The sequence below is a fragment of the Candidatus Hydrogenedentota bacterium genome (assembly GCA_019695095.1).
Lineage (GTDB): Bacteria > Hydrogenedentota > Hydrogenedentia > Hydrogenedentales > SLHB01 > JAIBAQ01.
The window spans coordinates 59,161-74,204 of record JAIBAQ010000009.1; the positions used below are offsets into that span (position 1 = coordinate 59,161).

Annotated in this window: 9 protein-coding genes; 3 read left to right on the plus strand and 6 right to left on the minus strand. The window is 58.1% G+C overall.

Going from position 1 to position 15,044, the window contains the following annotated elements; all coding sequences use genetic code 11:
* Positions 1-69: 69 nt before the first annotated feature.
* A complete protein-coding gene (locus K1Y02_03015) occupies positions 70-1,089 on the plus strand; it encodes a peptidyl-alpha-hydroxyglycine alpha-amidating lyase family protein (GenBank protein MBX7255309.1) in 1,020 nt (339 codons plus the stop codon).
* Positions 1,090-1,131: 42 nt separating this feature from the next.
* Here the strand turns inward: K1Y02_03015 and K1Y02_03020 are convergent, their stop codons facing one another.
* The 4 genes from K1Y02_03020 to uvrA all read right to left on the minus strand — a co-directional run bounded on the left by K1Y02_03020 (position 1,132) and on the right by uvrA (position 7,104).
* Positions 1,132-2,088 (minus strand): diguanylate cyclase, encoded by a 957-nt coding sequence (locus K1Y02_03020; protein MBX7255310.1) that lies wholly within the window; start codon positions 2,086-2,088, stop codon positions 1,132-1,134.
* 6 nt (positions 2,089-2,094) lie between these two features.
* Entirely contained in the window at positions 2,095-2,622 is a 528-nt protein-coding gene (locus K1Y02_03025; GenBank protein ID MBX7255311.1) for a 4-vinyl reductase, read from the minus strand.
* Positions 2,623-2,724: 102 nt separating this feature from the next.
* Positions 2,725-4,062: a Gfo/Idh/MocA family oxidoreductase gene (locus tag K1Y02_03030; protein ID MBX7255312.1), complete on the minus strand. Its 1,338-nt coding sequence runs from the start codon at positions 4,060-4,062 to the stop codon at positions 2,725-2,727.
* Positions 4,063-4,251: 189 nt separating this feature from the next.
* Positions 4,252-7,104 (minus strand): excinuclease ABC subunit UvrA, encoded by a 2,853-nt coding sequence (gene uvrA, locus K1Y02_03035; protein MBX7255313.1) that lies wholly within the window; start codon positions 7,102-7,104, stop codon positions 4,252-4,254.
* A gap of 269 nt (positions 7,105-7,373) precedes the next feature.
* Here uvrA and K1Y02_03040 point away from each other — a divergent pair, with 269 nt between their 5' ends.
* Positions 7,374-8,528, plus strand: coding sequence for a hypothetical protein (locus K1Y02_03040; protein ID MBX7255314.1), 1,155 nt, complete (start codon positions 7,374-7,376; stop codon positions 8,526-8,528).
* Positions 8,515-10,974 carry a glycogen/starch/alpha-glucan phosphorylase gene (locus tag K1Y02_03045; GenBank protein ID MBX7255315.1) on the plus strand — a complete coding sequence of 820 codons (2,460 nt, stop codon included), beginning with the start codon at positions 8,515-8,517 and terminating at the stop codon, positions 10,972-10,974. Before K1Y02_03040 ends, K1Y02_03045 begins: the two co-directional genes overlap by 14 nt.
* A gap of 15 nt (positions 10,975-10,989) precedes the next feature.
* Here K1Y02_03045 and K1Y02_03050 read toward each other — a convergent pair whose 3' ends face one another.
* A complete protein-coding gene (locus K1Y02_03050; GenBank protein MBX7255316.1) occupies positions 10,990-13,056 on the minus strand; it encodes a UvrD-helicase domain-containing protein in 2,067 nt (688 codons plus the stop codon).
* Between the two features lie 104 nt (positions 13,057-13,160).
* Positions 13,161-14,774 (minus strand): long-chain-fatty-acid--CoA ligase, encoded by a 1,614-nt coding sequence (locus tag K1Y02_03055; protein ID MBX7255317.1) that lies wholly within the window; start codon positions 14,772-14,774, stop codon positions 13,161-13,163.
* Between the last annotated feature and the right edge of the window lie 270 nt (positions 14,775-15,044).

Genomic DNA, 15,044 nt, shown 5'->3' on the forward strand with positions numbered 1-15,044 from the left:
GATCAACGTAAATAGTATGAACGGACTGACTGCGGCTGCCGCGGATTGAACTTCGGGAGAGGGTCTTCTATGTTCGGGGACATGCGTAAACTCAATTACCGCGTGATTGCTCTTGCCGCGTGCGCAGTCTGTTGCGCGATGGCCGATCCGCCGTCGCCCGAATATCCTAGAATCAACCCCGCGCCGTGGTTTGAAGTCGATCCTGCGTGGCCGCAGAAGCCCGCGGAATTCACGTGGGGCGCCATGGCGGGCGTGGCCGTCGACAAAGACGATAACGTGTGGATCTATACGCGGGCGACGCCATCGGTGCAGGTCTACGCGCCGGACGGAAAATACCTCTTCGGTTGGGGCGAAGGTACGGGCGCGCACCACATCATGATCGACCGCGAAGGCTACGTGTGGACCACCGACTTCGTACGGCACGTTGTGGAGAAACATGAGCGCGACGGCAAAGTGCTGCTGACGTTGGGGGTGGAGAACGAGGCGGGGACTGACGAGAAACACTTCTTCCGTCCCACGGACGTCGCAGTGGCGTCGAACGGCGATTTGTTTGTGTCGGACGGTTACGGCAACGCGCGCATCGTGCACTTCACGAAAGATGGCACGTTTGTGAAGACGTGGGGAACGCTGGGCGTTGAGGACGGGCAGTTCAGCATCCCGCACTCGATTGCTATCGATTCCAAAGACCGGATCTACGTGTGCGACCGCAACAATGCGCGTGTGCAGGTATATTCGACCGAAGGCGCGTTGCTGGATTCATGGAAGCACATCGCGGTGCCATGGTCAATCTTCATCACGGATAAGGACGAAATCTGGATTTGTGGTTCGTCGCCGATGCCGTGGGTGAACGATCCGAAATATCCTCATATGCCGCTGGGCTGTCCGCCGAAGGATCAACTTGTCATGCGGTTCAACATTGACGGAAAGTTGCAGCAGCTTTGGACTATTCCCAAAGGCGACGACGGCAGCGAGAAACCCGGGGAGTTGAATTGGGTTCACTGCATTGCGTTGGATTCGAAGAGGAATCTGTATCTTGGGGATATTCAGGGCAAGCGGGTGCAGCGATTTCTGTTGAGCCTCTCGCCGTAATCGAGCCGCCTGCGAGGAGCGCCCTCGCCGCGACACGCGCTTCTATCGCGCGTTCGTGTACGCCTGAGGAGACGCGTCCGCGCCGTCTTGATACCAGATTTGGTTTCTGCCGGCTTCCTTTGCGCGGTAGAGGCACCCATCGCTGCGCCCGATGCACGAATCCACGCCTTCGCCCTTCTGGCACAGGGCAAGTCCGATGCTGATTGTGGCGCCAATGTCGGTGTCGTTGAAGCGTGTGCGCAGGGCAATGACGCGGCTGCGCAGGCGCTCGGCGACTTCAAGCGCGGCGACCAGATCCGTTTCGGTGAGCAGAACCAGGAATTCCTCCCCGCCCCATCGTGCGCACAGATCGATCTTTCGCACGCCACCACTGAGCGTATGGGCCACGTTCACGAGCACCGCATCGCCGGCATCGTGTCCAAAGGTGTCATTGATTCGCTTGAAATGATCGATATCGACCACAAGCACGGCATTTGTGCGTTGGGTCCGGTCGGCTCGCAGGAATTCGCGGGCAAACACTTCGTTGGCGCCGCGCCGATTTGGAAGACCCGTGAGGGGGTCGGTGCGGGAGGCCGTCTCCAACTCGGCGTTTTTCTGGAGAAGGGCATCGCGATTGGCCGAGAGTTGCTCGACCATCCAGTTGAAGCTTACCGAGAACTCCCCCATGAAATCCACGCGTTGGGTGAAGTCGCCTCTGGCTACCTGCTGGGTCTTCCAGGTCAGATGACGCAGGCTGGCGTGCAGGTTCTTCATGGATTGAAGCGCAAGCATCCAGCCGCGGGGCGGCTCCGCTTCCAGGTCGCCGCGTGAGAGGGCCTCGGCGAACCTGGACAGCGTCTCGTATTCATCCACGAGTCGATCTATAGCCTGCGCGAGGCCATCGAATTCCGTTTCCTGTGCATTGGCTGGCGCATGATAGCGCCGGGCCGGCTTGCCCCGGAGAATGCAGTCGATGATTTCGTGCAGGAGCGCGATGTCCTGAGCATTAACCTGGATCATGACCTGTCACATCTGACGTCTGGCTTCGAAGCGGCAGACCCTGTCACCGGAACACCAGCAATCCACTTCCTTCACATTGAATTCCACGCCGGTGTGTGCGAGGAGCAGGCCAGCGATGAAGCCTTCATCGTAGGTGCAGATTTCCTCATCGCAAACGGGCAATCCGGAGCAGTCCAAGTCTTCCGCGACCGTCATGGTGAAAGAGAGCGCCTCGAGATCGGATCGTTCGACGCGAAGTATTCCGATGCGAAGGCTCTTGAGCAGATCCTGCAGTTGAGCCACGAATTCATTAAACGACTCGCGGTTTGTGATGAGCTTTTCGTAGAAGTGCTGCCCCGCGGTTTTTCCTGCGCGATAGAAGATTTCGTTGGCCTTATCGACCCCCAATTCGGTTATCAAGACATCCCGCAGCGTGAATTGCATCAATCGATAGACCGACACATCCGTGGTGGTGCCCAGGTTTGGACGACCCGCTTCCACGTTGCCAAGCATGGCCCAGCTGAAGCTGGGCCGGTTTTCCCTATCCTTGAACATTGCATCACCCTTACGTTGCCGTCCTAGTCGCGGCTAGCGCGAAGGCATGTTACCTGAACGGCGCACTGCGCACCAGAACGGATGTCCCTACTTTCTGACCATCTACACCGTGTCCGGCATGCGGAATGGTTCGCGGCCTTCGCGTTTGATGAGGGCGTTGGCCTCGTCGTCATTAACAAAGGTCTCGGTTGCAGCGTCAATGAAAAGTTTGCGGCCAAGCCGGTACGAGGCGTTGCCGTAGTGGCAAAGGCTCGTTGACAATTGGCCTTCCGCGATATCGGCGTTCGGCGTGTTGCGCGAGCGGATGCAGTCCAAGAAGTTGGCGATGTGTTCCTTCTGCGGAAAGTTGCCGTGCACGATCTGCGAGGAGTGGCCATAATCGTTGTCCGGCGCGAAGGTCTGCCAACCGCCGCCATGCCTGCCAAAGTACATGAACTCTTTCGTGCCGTAGATTTCCACGCGCGTGCCGCTAAAGGGCCACGTGGGAAGAATGTCCTTGTCGCGGATTTCCATGGGCGTCTTTTTCATGTACGGCGCCCAGAGCACCTGCTCGAAGACCATCGTTACCTTGTCGAAGTCCCAATTCACCACGTGGGTGTCGGGCGTTTCCTGGTCGTCGTCGAAGAATTGCATGCCGCCCGTCGAATAAACGGACTTCGGACACGTGAGCCCGGCGATATAGCGGGCCATGTCCACCTGATGGCAACCGTCGTTGGTGATATCACCCGCGCCGTAGTCCCAGAACCAGTTCCACGCATAGTGGAAGCGATTCTCGTTGAAGGGGCGCTTGGGAGCGGGTCCCAGCCACATCTCGTAGTCGACGCCCTCGGGCGGGTCTTTATCCACTTCTTTACCGATTGTGCCGCGCACTTTGCTGTTCAGCACGCGCACAAAATGGATGTCGCCCAGCGCTCCGGAAGCAACGTAGTCTCTAGCGGCCTTGGCATATTCTCCGCTGCGTGTTTGCGTGCCGACCTGAACGACGCGGTTGTATTTGCGCGCCGCCTCGACCATCTTGCGGCCTTCCCAGATGTTGTGACACGTTGGTTTCTCTACGTAGACATCCTTGCCCGCCTGGCAGGCCTGGACGGTCGGGAGGGCATGCCAATGGTTTGGCGTCGAATTGATCAGTGCGTTGACTTCAGGATCGTCGAGAATACGCCGATAATCCTGCACGCATTCCGGGGCCTTGCCGCAGACATCTTCGACGGATTTGGCCCTGCTTGGAAAGAGGCGCGAATCCGGATCAGCGATGTACTTCAGAATGACGTCGTCACGTTCGGCGAACGTTGGAGCGAGGTAACTGCCGCGCCCGCGGACACCCATGATGCCTACGACGATCTTCTCATTCGCACCCAGCACGTTGATGGAGAACGTATTTGCCACGCCCACTGCCATGGCCGTCTTCGTCGTTTTACTCAAGAACTCGCGTCGGTTCATGGGGCCCTCCAATCGGTTTCAGGCGGCTGACAGCTTTCTTCGTCCCATGAGTTCATAGTACTCCACGAGAAAAGGAAACGCGAGGACATGGGGAGGGGGAGCAGTGAAAGGGACTCATGGGTCCTATGGGTCTCATAGGTTCCATGGGTCCGAGGGTCCGCGTGAAACTACACCGATGTCCTCTCCGCCCTACACCAGCCCCTTCAAATGCTGTCCGGTATACGACGTCTTGGTCTTTACAATCTCCTGCGGAGGGCCGGCGGCAAGAATGCGTCCGCCGTTATCGCCGCCCTCGGGACCGAGATCGATGATCCAGTCTGCCGTTTTGATGACGTCAAGATTGTGTTCGATGACGAGGACCGTGTTGCCTGCATCGACGAGGCGATGCAAAACGCTGAGCAACTTGTCGACATCGACGGCATGCAGGCCGGTTGTGGGCTCGTCGAGGATATAGAGTGTGCGGCCAGTCTGTCGTTTTGAGAGTTCGGTTGCAAGCTTCACGCGCTGCGCCTCGCCGCCAGAAAGCGTTGTGGCTGCCTGGCCCAGCTTGATGTATCCGAGGCCGACGTCGTTGAGCGTCTCCAGTTTTGAATAGACCGCTGGAATCGGCTTGAAGAACGTGCATCCCTCTTCGACCGTCATATCAAGGACTTCGAATATGTTCTTCCCTTTGTAACGGACCTCGAGCGTGTCGCGGTTGTAGCGCATACCCTTGCATTCCTCGCACGGCACGTACACGTCCGGCAGGAAGTGCATCTCGATCCGAATGACGCCGTCGCCCTCGCAGGTTTCGCAGCGCCCGCCTTTCACGTTAAAGCTGAAACGGCCGGGCTGATACCCGCGCGCCCGCGCCTCGGGAACCTTTGCGAAAATGTCGCGAATCGGCGTGAACAATCCCGTGTAGGTCGCGGGATTCGAGCGCGGCGTGCGTCCGATGGGCGACTGATCCATGTCGATGACCTTGTCGATATGCTCCAGACCCTCGATACGGTCGTGCTTGCCCGGCTTCACGCGGATGGAGTCGTAGACGGTCTTCATCGCGGCGGGGTATAGCGTTTCGTTGATGAGGCTCGATTTGCCGGAACCGGACACGCCCGTGATACACGTGAATACGCCGAGCGGAATTTCCGCGTTGATGTTTTTGAGATTGTTGTGTTGCGCTCCACGGATGACGAGCCAGTTCCCGTTGGGTTTGCGGCGCTGTTTCGGAGCGCCGATCTTGAACGCGCCCGACAGGAACTTGCCGGTCCACGAGTCTTTCACCTTCATCACCTGAGCCGGGGTGCCCTGCGCGACGATCTCGCCGCCGTGAACGCCCGCGCCGGGGCCGAGGTCGATCACGTGGTCTGCCGTGCGGATGGTCTCCTCGTCGTGTTCGACGACGATCACGGTGTTGCCGAGGTCGCGCATGCGGGTAAGCGTTGCGATGAGCTTCTGATTGTCGCGCTGGTGCAGGCCGATGCTCGGTTCGTCGAGAATATAGAGTACGCCCATCAGTCCCGATCCGATCTGTGTGGCGAGGCGGATGCGCTGCGATTCGCCACCCGAAAGCGTTCCTGCATTGCGGTCCAGGGCGAGATAGTCGAGGCCCACGTTGACAAGAAAGCCCAGCCGCTCGCGGATCTCCTTGAGCACTCGTTCGGCGATCATGGATTCCGTCTTCGTCAACTTGAGATGTTCGAAATAGCGGAGGGCGTCCGAGATAGACATGCCGGTCACATCGAGAATCGTCTTGTGACCGATGGTTACCGCGAGGGATTCCGGGCGTAACCGCGCACCCTTGCACGCGGGGCACGGTTTCGTGGACATGAATTCGCTGATCATCTCGCGCGATTTGGAACTCTCGGTCTCTTTGTAGCGGCGCTCCAGGTTGGGGATAACCCCTTCGAACGCACGCGATACTTCAATGGTGTTGCGTTCGTTGGAGTAAGAGAAGTTGATTTCCTCGCTTCCCGAGCCATACAGCAGCTTCTGCTGAACATCGGCGGGTAAGCGCTTCCAGGGCGTGTCGGGGCTGCACCCGTAGTGCTTTACGACGCTGACCAACGCGCGCATGTACCAGGCGTCCAAGACGCGGCGCATGCTCCACGGCCTCACCGCTCCGCGCGAGACCGACAGGTTTGCGTCAGGAATCACGAGTTCGGGGTCGACTTCAATGGTCGTGCCGATTCCCGTACATTCCGGGCAAGCGCCATGCGGATTGTTGAACGAGAACATCCGCGGGCTGATTTCTTCGAAACTGGTCCCGCAATCCACACACGCGAAGTGTTCGCTCTGGATGACCTCGCGCACCGTCTTGTCCGGCAATTCCTGAAAGACGCGAATGATGCCATCAGCAAGTTTTAGCGCCGTCTCGACGGAATCCGTCAGCCGCCGCGCAATGCCCTCCTTCACGACAAGGCGATCAACCACGACGTCGATGTCGTGCTTCACATACCGTTCGAGCTCGATCTTTTCGTCGAGGGTGCGGAATTCGCCGTTGACGCGTACACGGCTGAAACCCTGGCGTTTGATGTCATCGAAGACCTTCTGATAGGTGCCTTTGCGTTGCCGGATAACGGGCGCCAGCAACTGTACCTTTGTGCCCTCCGGCAGCCCAACGATGAAATCGACAATGGCTTGCGGTGTCTGTGCCTGGATGGGTTTGCCGCACGTCGGGCAGTGCGGCCTTCCGATTCGCGCAAACAGCAGACGCAGATAATCGTAGATTTCGGTAACGGTGCCGACGGTCGAGCGCGGGTTGCGATGGGTGGTCTTCTGCTCGATGGAGATGGCCGGGCTGAGGCCCTCGATGTAGTCGACATCGGGCTTCTCCATCTGCTCCAGGAACTGGCGAGCGTACGCAGATAGACTCTCGACGTAGCGGCGCTGCCCCTCGGCGTAGATCGTGTCGAATGCGAGACTCGACTTTCCCGACCCGCTTAACCCCGTGATTACGACGAGTTTATCGCGGGGAATCGACAGGTTCAGATTCTTGAGATTATGTTCACGCGCACCGCGAATGACGATGGCGTCTTGAACGGTCTTTTTCTTCGGAGGCATAGGAAAAGCAGCATCTCCAGCGGAAGTTTGGGTTAGGACTATCGCCGGCGAGTCGCAGCCGCCGGTCGACTCGGATTGAACAACGCACGATTGTAACGCAATTCCCGGGACCACAGCGAATTGCCTGCGGGCAGCGGAATCGCTTTATTCGCAGAGCGCCACCCGCTATCATACGGCGCTACGGGGCGTTTCTTGGGGTAAATCAGGACGCGAGGCGCGCGCACCGAGGGTTGCGTGACCGCTCGCAGGACTTGTGCGGCGACTGAGCGATGACGGATCGATTCACGTTAGATGGCAGCGATGCTTTGGAGCAACGCATCCGGGCGGACTTAGACCGGGTGCGTGAAGAGGTGTTGCGCGTCGTGGGCGAAAAGAACCTGACAGCCATTCTTCTTGGCGGCAGCTATGGCCGTGGGGAAGGCGGTGTGTTTGAAACGCCGGATGGCGAACGTCCCTACCACAATTACAATCTCTTTACGGTTGTTCCGGCAGCGTCGCAATCGCGCAGAAAGTCTCTGCATCGCACCCTTTGCGACGCGGGTAAGAAGGTCGCAAAGGAGCGCGGCATCGACGTGGAATTCGCGCTGCCGATATCCGCGCCGGACATTTCTCATCTCCCGTATGAGCTCGCGTATATGGAGCTCAAAGAGGGTCACAAGGTCTTGTATGGACCTCCGGCGGTTCTCTCGGAGATGCCGTATTACGACACGACGCTCGTGCCGCTGGCGGAAGGGGCCCGAATCCTCCTGAATCACGGCGCCCGATTGCTTTCGTGCCGGCGACTGGTGGCGCTTGGCAATCCCGATCAGGAATTGCTCGTCAGCAGCATACATCGCGCGAATATGGCAATGGGCGATGCCGTACTGTTTGCTCGTCGCGCCTATGCGCCGAGTTTCGTGCAGCGCGTCGAGCACTTCGATGTGTGCGACTTACAAGGAGTGCCCGAAGCGGAGACGCTTCGCGGACTGTACTTCGCGGCGCTTCGATTTAAATTGCGTCCTTACATCGAGGTGCCGGCGGGACACGATGCGGCTTCGTGGCTGCGAGACACGATTGCACTATTCGAGCAGATTCATCTTTGGTACGAGCGAAAACGTCTGAACCGCCGCACGATGAATTGGGAAGAATACATGAGCATGCCGACGCGCGTGCCTTCACAATCATTCAGTGAGCGGGCCAGCAACGTCCGCATGAACATAAAGCTCCACGGCTGGCAGGTGACGCGCGACTTGTCGCGCGCGTTGCGCGATCCCTTCGACGATCTTATGGCGTTGCTGCCGCGTGCGCTGTACGGCAGCGACAGCGAGTCCGCGGAGCGGGAATTCCTGCGTCTCTGGAATTGCGTGTGCCCGGACGAAACGACGAACCACGCCGTCGCGGTTTCAGCGCCCGCGGCGGACACGGTTGCAGGTGATGGAATCTAGCCTGTCCTCGAACGAGAAGATGTTGTCGGAACATGCGGCCAAAACGATCCGGAGTCTGTTAAGCAATATCGAGCGCTTCGGGCCGCCCCAAATTCAGTATGCGAAGCTGGCCTACCTCGTGCGATCCCACATGTACGATCTGTTCGCGGCCTCGGAGGCCCGGCGCCGAAGCACCGGCGCAAAGCGCATCTGTTATCTTTCGATGGAGCACCTGCCGGGTCGTTTGATGGTGCAGACCCTGATGAACACGGGGTTGATCACAGACGATTGGCTGCGGGACGCGCTGGCCGATTCGAACGGTGCGCTGCGCGATTTACTGGAGACCGAGCCCGAGCCCGCGCTTGGAAATGGCGGTCTGGCCCGGCTTGCATCGTGCATGCTCGAATCCATGGCAACGCAGAGCATTCCCGCATTCGCCTATGGTTTGAGATACGAATTCGGCCTTTTCCGGCAAGAGCTGGAGAACGGTTCGCAGAAGGAGTGTCCTGCGCATTGGACCGCCTACTGCCCCTTCCTGGAATTTGAACGGCTGGATCACAGCGTGAGCATTCCGCTGTACGGGCGCATCGAAGACGCCTACGACAGCGACGGCGAATATGTGCCTCGGTGGGTCGATTGCGAGTACATCGTCGGTGTGCCGCATGACATACCGATTCCGGGTTACGACAGCGACACGGTCAATGTGCTTCGATTGTTTCGCGCGCAAGCGTCGGACGAATTCGACCGCCCCGTCAATAATGACGGCGACTATTTCAAAGCATTGGACCAGAAGATTGCCTCGGAGAGCATTACGAAGATCTTGTTTCCGTCGGATTGCCTGGCCACAGGCCGCGAACTCCGGCTTATGCAAGAGTACTTCCTGGCCGCATGCGCGGTACGCGATATCGTGCGGGATTTCCTGGAAACCAATAGTACCTTCGACACCTTTCCAACCAAAGTGTCGATGCAATTGAACGATACGCACCCTGCGCTGTCGGTGGTGGAATTGATGCGTACGCTCGTGGATGACCAACGGCTTCCGTGGGTGTCCGCGTGGGACATCACCCGACAGACCTTCAATTACACGAATCACACACTCTTGCCGCAAGCGCTTGGAGAGTGGCCCGTGGGCATGTTCGAGAAGCTGCTGCCAAGGCATCTTCAGATCATTTACGAAATAAACAGGCGCTTCCTCGACAACGTGCGCGCAACCCAGCCTGACGATGACGAACGCGTTCGCCGCATGTCGATTATCGAAGAAGGCGAGCACAAATCAGTGCGGTTGGCGCACCTCGCATTGATAGGAAGCACAACGGTTAACGGTGTGTCGCGTCTTCATGGCGAACTGTTGAAGAGCCGTCTATTCCCCGATTTTGCCGCGTTGTGGCCGCACCGTTTCGTATCCATCACCAACGGCGTTTCGGCGCGGCGGTGGCTTACCCAATGCAATCCCCGTCTTCATGCCCTGATTTGTGACGCCATCGGCGATGCCTGGACTGTCGACCCTGAGCGGCTTGCCGACCTGGAGCCCTTTGCGGCGGATGCAGGTTTCCAGAAGCAATTCATGTCCGTAAAGCGCGATCGATCGGCCCTCGTAAAGGACATGGTGCATGCGTCAAATACTCAGGTCGTCCCATCGTCGATGTTCGATGTTCAGTTGAAACGAATACATGAATACAAGCGCCACCTGCTTCACGCGTTCTACATCATTCACAAGTACTTGAAGTTCGTTGATGACGGCATACCGCCGCGAGTTCATCGAACTCATATTTTCGCGGGGAAGGCCGCGCCGGGATATTGGGCGGCAAAGCAGATAATCCGCTTTATCAACTGCGTGGCGGGCGTTATCAACAACGACGTGCGATGCAGAGACTTCATGCAAGTGGTCTTTGTGCCTGACTATACCGTGGCGTGGGCGGAACGGATCATCCCCGCCGCGGACCTCAGCGAGCAGCTTTCGTTGGCAGGGACCGAGGCCTGCGGGACTACATCAATCAAGATGATGATGAACGGCGCGCTCACCATTGGAACAAGGGACGGCGTGATCATCGAAATCGCGGATGCCGTCGGCGAAGACACTATCTTCCTGTTTGGCAACACGTATGAAGAACTTGAAGAGCTTCGCCGATCGGGAAACCACAATCCCCGTCAAATGTATGACGAGGATCCCGTAATTCGGCGAGTGCTGGATGTTATCCGCGACGGCCGCTTCAATCACGGCGAGCCCGGCGTGTTCGACTGGATTTACCAATCTCTGGTCATGGGTCGCGATCCATTCTTCAACCTTGCGGATTTTGGGTCCTACCTCGAAGCGCAAAGTCTGGCAGACACAGCGTACGCCAACGCCGGAACATGGGCCGAGAAGTGCGTTCGAAACATCGCGCGATCAGGCCAGTTTTCAATAGATCGAAGCGTTCGCGAATACGCAGAAAAAGTGTGGCGGGTGCCTATATCGGCCAACGATTGACGTCTAGTCGTCTCGCTACTGCCGCGCGCCGCGCCTTGATCGGGACTTGGCCTTTGCCTTCTTGGCCTTGACTTCGGGGCCGTCTCCAACGCGTTCCTGGACCATTTCACGCACGGCGAGAACGCGCGCCTTGATGAGGTTCTCGGGTATTTCCTTCACAAAACGGCTGGTCTGCGTCATTCGCTCGCGACCGTTTCGTATCCGCGATACCGCTTCAAAGATAGTCGCATGCCGTTGCGCCCGCGTTAGCGCGACATAGAACAGGCGCCGTTCCTCTTCCAGCCCACCTTCCTTCAGGCTGCGCTCGTGCGGCGTGAGGCCCTCTTCCGCGCCAACGATAAACACAAATGGAAACTCAAGTCCCTTCGCGCTATGAATGGTCATTAGCGATACGGCGTCTCGACTCTTGTCCTGCGCGCCGCGTTTGTCCCAGGCGCCATCCAACGAGCTTTCATCCAGAAATCCCGCCAGAGAGGGATTGGTAAACCGTGACTCATACTCGGCAATCGCGTCGGCTACGGCCATGACGTTATTCCAGCGTATTTCCGCCTGCTCGGGTGTCTTGCAGACACGTCCCAATTCGCCGCGGTAATCGATGCGATCGACAAGTTCGCGCACGCAGTCGGACAACCGCTGTTTGCCATCACGTAATCTGCGCCGGAAATCGGTGAGTAGATCGAGGAAATCGCGAATGCCATTTGCCGCCTGCTGCGGGGCCTTTCCGCGGATCAGCACCGCTGCGAGACTCTTGCCCAGAGTAAGCGATTCTACTCGGCAGAGTTCGTGCACTTCGTGCAGGGTGGCATCGCCGATGCCGCGGCGAGGCACGTTTACAACGCGCAAAAACGCGGACTCGTCGCGGGGATTCGCGAGTACACGCAAATAGGCCACGATATCTTTTACTTCGGCGCGCTCGAAAAAGGCCTGGCCGCCGAATACGGCATAGGGTATGCCCGCCTGACGGAATGCGATCTCAAATGGACGCGATTGAATATTTGAGCGGTATAGAATCGCGAAATCCTTGAACGCCGCGCCCGTTCGCTGGCGAATGTGCTGAAACCAGGCAACCGCTTCCTTGGCTTCGTGCTCATCGTCGCCCGTAATAAGCCAATCGATTTCGCGACCCGCATCCTGAGTCGTCCATAGCTTCTTCTCGCGCCGGTATTGATTGTTCGCGATAACGGCGTTTGCGGCATTAAGAACCACCTTCGTAGAGCGGTAATTCTGCTCAAGGCGGATTACGCGCGCGTCGGCAAAATGCTTCTCGAATTCCACGATGTTCTCGATACCTGCTCCCCGCCAACTATAGATGGCCTGGTCGTCATCGCCGACGACGCAGAGATTGCGATGCACAGCGACCAGATTCCGCAACAGTGCAAACTGTACCGGGTTGGTGTCCTGAAACTCGTCGACCATCACATAACGGAAACGTTGCTGATAGCGCTTCAAAATGCCGGGATGCTCGCGCCAAAGACGCAATGTCAGCGCCAGAAGATCGTCGAAGTCGAGGGTATTCGCGGCGCGCAACGCCGATTGATAACGGTCGATGATTTCCGGCGTCCACTTCGCGTATTTGTCGTCGGACTTTTCGCCCGCCTCCCCCGCATTGTCGCCATTATCTCCCGCGCCGTTCTTAAACAGGCTGATGCGGCTGAGCAACTCATCGGCGCTCATGCCGACTCTCGTCGAGTCGGCAAGGTCTTCGAGTACGCGGCGCAACAACGTGCGCGCATCGCTTTCGGACGCGATGGAGAAGTTTCGCCGATAGCCCATCGTCTCGATTTCCGCGCGCAACACATGAACGCAGAACGAGTGAAAGGTGGACAGCAATATGCCCGTGGCTCGTTTGCCGCCGACGAGTTCGGCGACGCGCTCGCGCATCTCACCAGCGGCTTTGTTGGTAAAGGTGACCGCAAGGATTTCTTCGGGTTGCGCAAGGCCGCGCTTGACGAGATAGGCAATGCGGCGCGTCACGGCGCGCGTCTTTCCGGTTCCAGCGCCCGCAAGTACGAGCACAGGACCATCCGTGGTGGTGACTACTTCCCGCTGCTCGGGATTCAATCCTTCCAATAGCGACGACACAGCTTCTTTCCGCAACCTTTCTTAACAGAAAGCGCGGATTGTAGCAGCGTGACCGGCGCGCGTCTATTTGACAGAGATAGTCCCTGCGTGAATGGCTTTGCGGCCTACGCGCCTTGAATCATTTTGTCGTGGCCCGCCCATTCCTTATTTCGCAGCACGTACTTCTGAATCTTGCCGGTGCTGGTCTTCGGAAGGACATCGAAGACGATGGACGTGGGACATTTGAAGTGGGCCATCTTCTCTCGGCAGAACTCGATGAGTCCTTCCTCGGTGACCTTTGCGCCGCTTTTGAGTGTCACGAATGCTTTGGGAGTCTCGCCCCATTTCTCGTGTGGCACGCCAATTACGGCTACCTCCAACACGCTGGGATGCTTGTATAATGTTTGCTCCACTTCAATCGACGAGATGTTTTCGCCGCCGCTGATAATGATGTCTTTGCTGCGATCGCGCAATTCGATGTAGCCGTCGGGATGGAGTACCGCCAGGTCCCCACTGTGAAACCAGCCGCCCCGAAACGCCTGGGCCGTGGCTTCTGGTTCGTTGTAGTAGCCTTTCATCACGATGTTGCCGCGCATGATGACCTCGCCCATGGTCTTTCCGTCGGCGGGCACATCGTTCATGTCGTCATCGACCACGCGCAAACCATCGGCCATAACAAACCGAACGCCTTGACGCGCCATCAGCTTGGCGCGCTCGTCATGAAAGAGGCTGCGCCAATGCTGTTGCGGCGCGCAGATGGTGTAAGGGCCGTAGGTCTCGGTGAGGCCGTAAATGTGAACGATGCGTGCCCCGATCTCCTCCATATGCTCCACGAGTGTTGGCGAGGGCGGAGCACCGCCGGTCGTAACCGTTACGGGTTTCACCAGCCGTTGCGGCCGACTCGCGTGATTCAGCAGGCTAATCAAGACGACCGGTGCGCCCGCAAAATGGGTGACCCCTTCGCTCGCTATCAAGCGCCAAGCGGTTTCAGGCTCGACTTTGCGCATGCACACATGAATAGCGCCGTGCGCGGTGACGCCCCACGGGGCGCACCAGCCGTTGCAGTGGAACATGGGCACCACCCACAAGAACGTGCTATCTGCCGTAAGGCCAACTTCCAGTGACGTACCAAGCGCGTTGAGATACGCGCCCCGATGCGAGAACATGACGCCCTTCGGTTTGCCTGTAGTCCCGCTGGTGTAATTGATCGAGATGGTGTCCATTTCGTCGTCGAGCACCCATGGGAGTGGGGCAGGCGAACCTTGCGCCAGGAACTGCTCATAGTGCGTTTCGCCGAAGCCCACGCCATCCGGAAGATCCGCAACGTCAATAATGCGTTCGACTGTCGTCAGGTTCTCACGAATGGGACGAATCAAGTCCGCGAACTCCGTGTCCACGAACAGGTAGCGCGACCCGGAGTGGTTGAGGATGTATTCAATCTCGGCGGGCGCAAGCCTTGTATTGATGCATACGAGCACGCCACCGGCCGAAGGGATCGCGAAATGCGCCTCCAGCATGGGTGGGATATTGGGACAAAGAAACGCGACTCGGTCGCCCTTTTGAAGGCCCGCATTTCGCAAAGCGGACGCCAGGCGGTGGATGCGGTGGGAGAATTCGCGATACGTGTAGCGCGTGTCGCCGTATACGACCGCTGTCTTGTGGCGATAGACGTGCGCGCTGCGTTCGATGAACGTGAGCGGGGTAAGATGGCTGCGGCAGACTTCGTGATGGCAGGACATGCAGATCCCTCCAACGACAATGCGCCCACACGGGCGGCCCATTCATTGCGATGTCACCAGGAGGAATAACAGTAGCCGGAATCGCGTGGTGATCGCAACGGGCAGGACGGGGCGATCAGGACTTAAGAGTCTCGCAGACTGCTAGACACGGCATAGAGCACATTTCCCCTTTTTGTTAGCTTCCGGACTGCTCTGCAATCCGTTTGTATAGTGATGGGAAGACTTATACAATCTCCGCTAATGATCTCGCAGCTTCGAAAAGACGTCGAG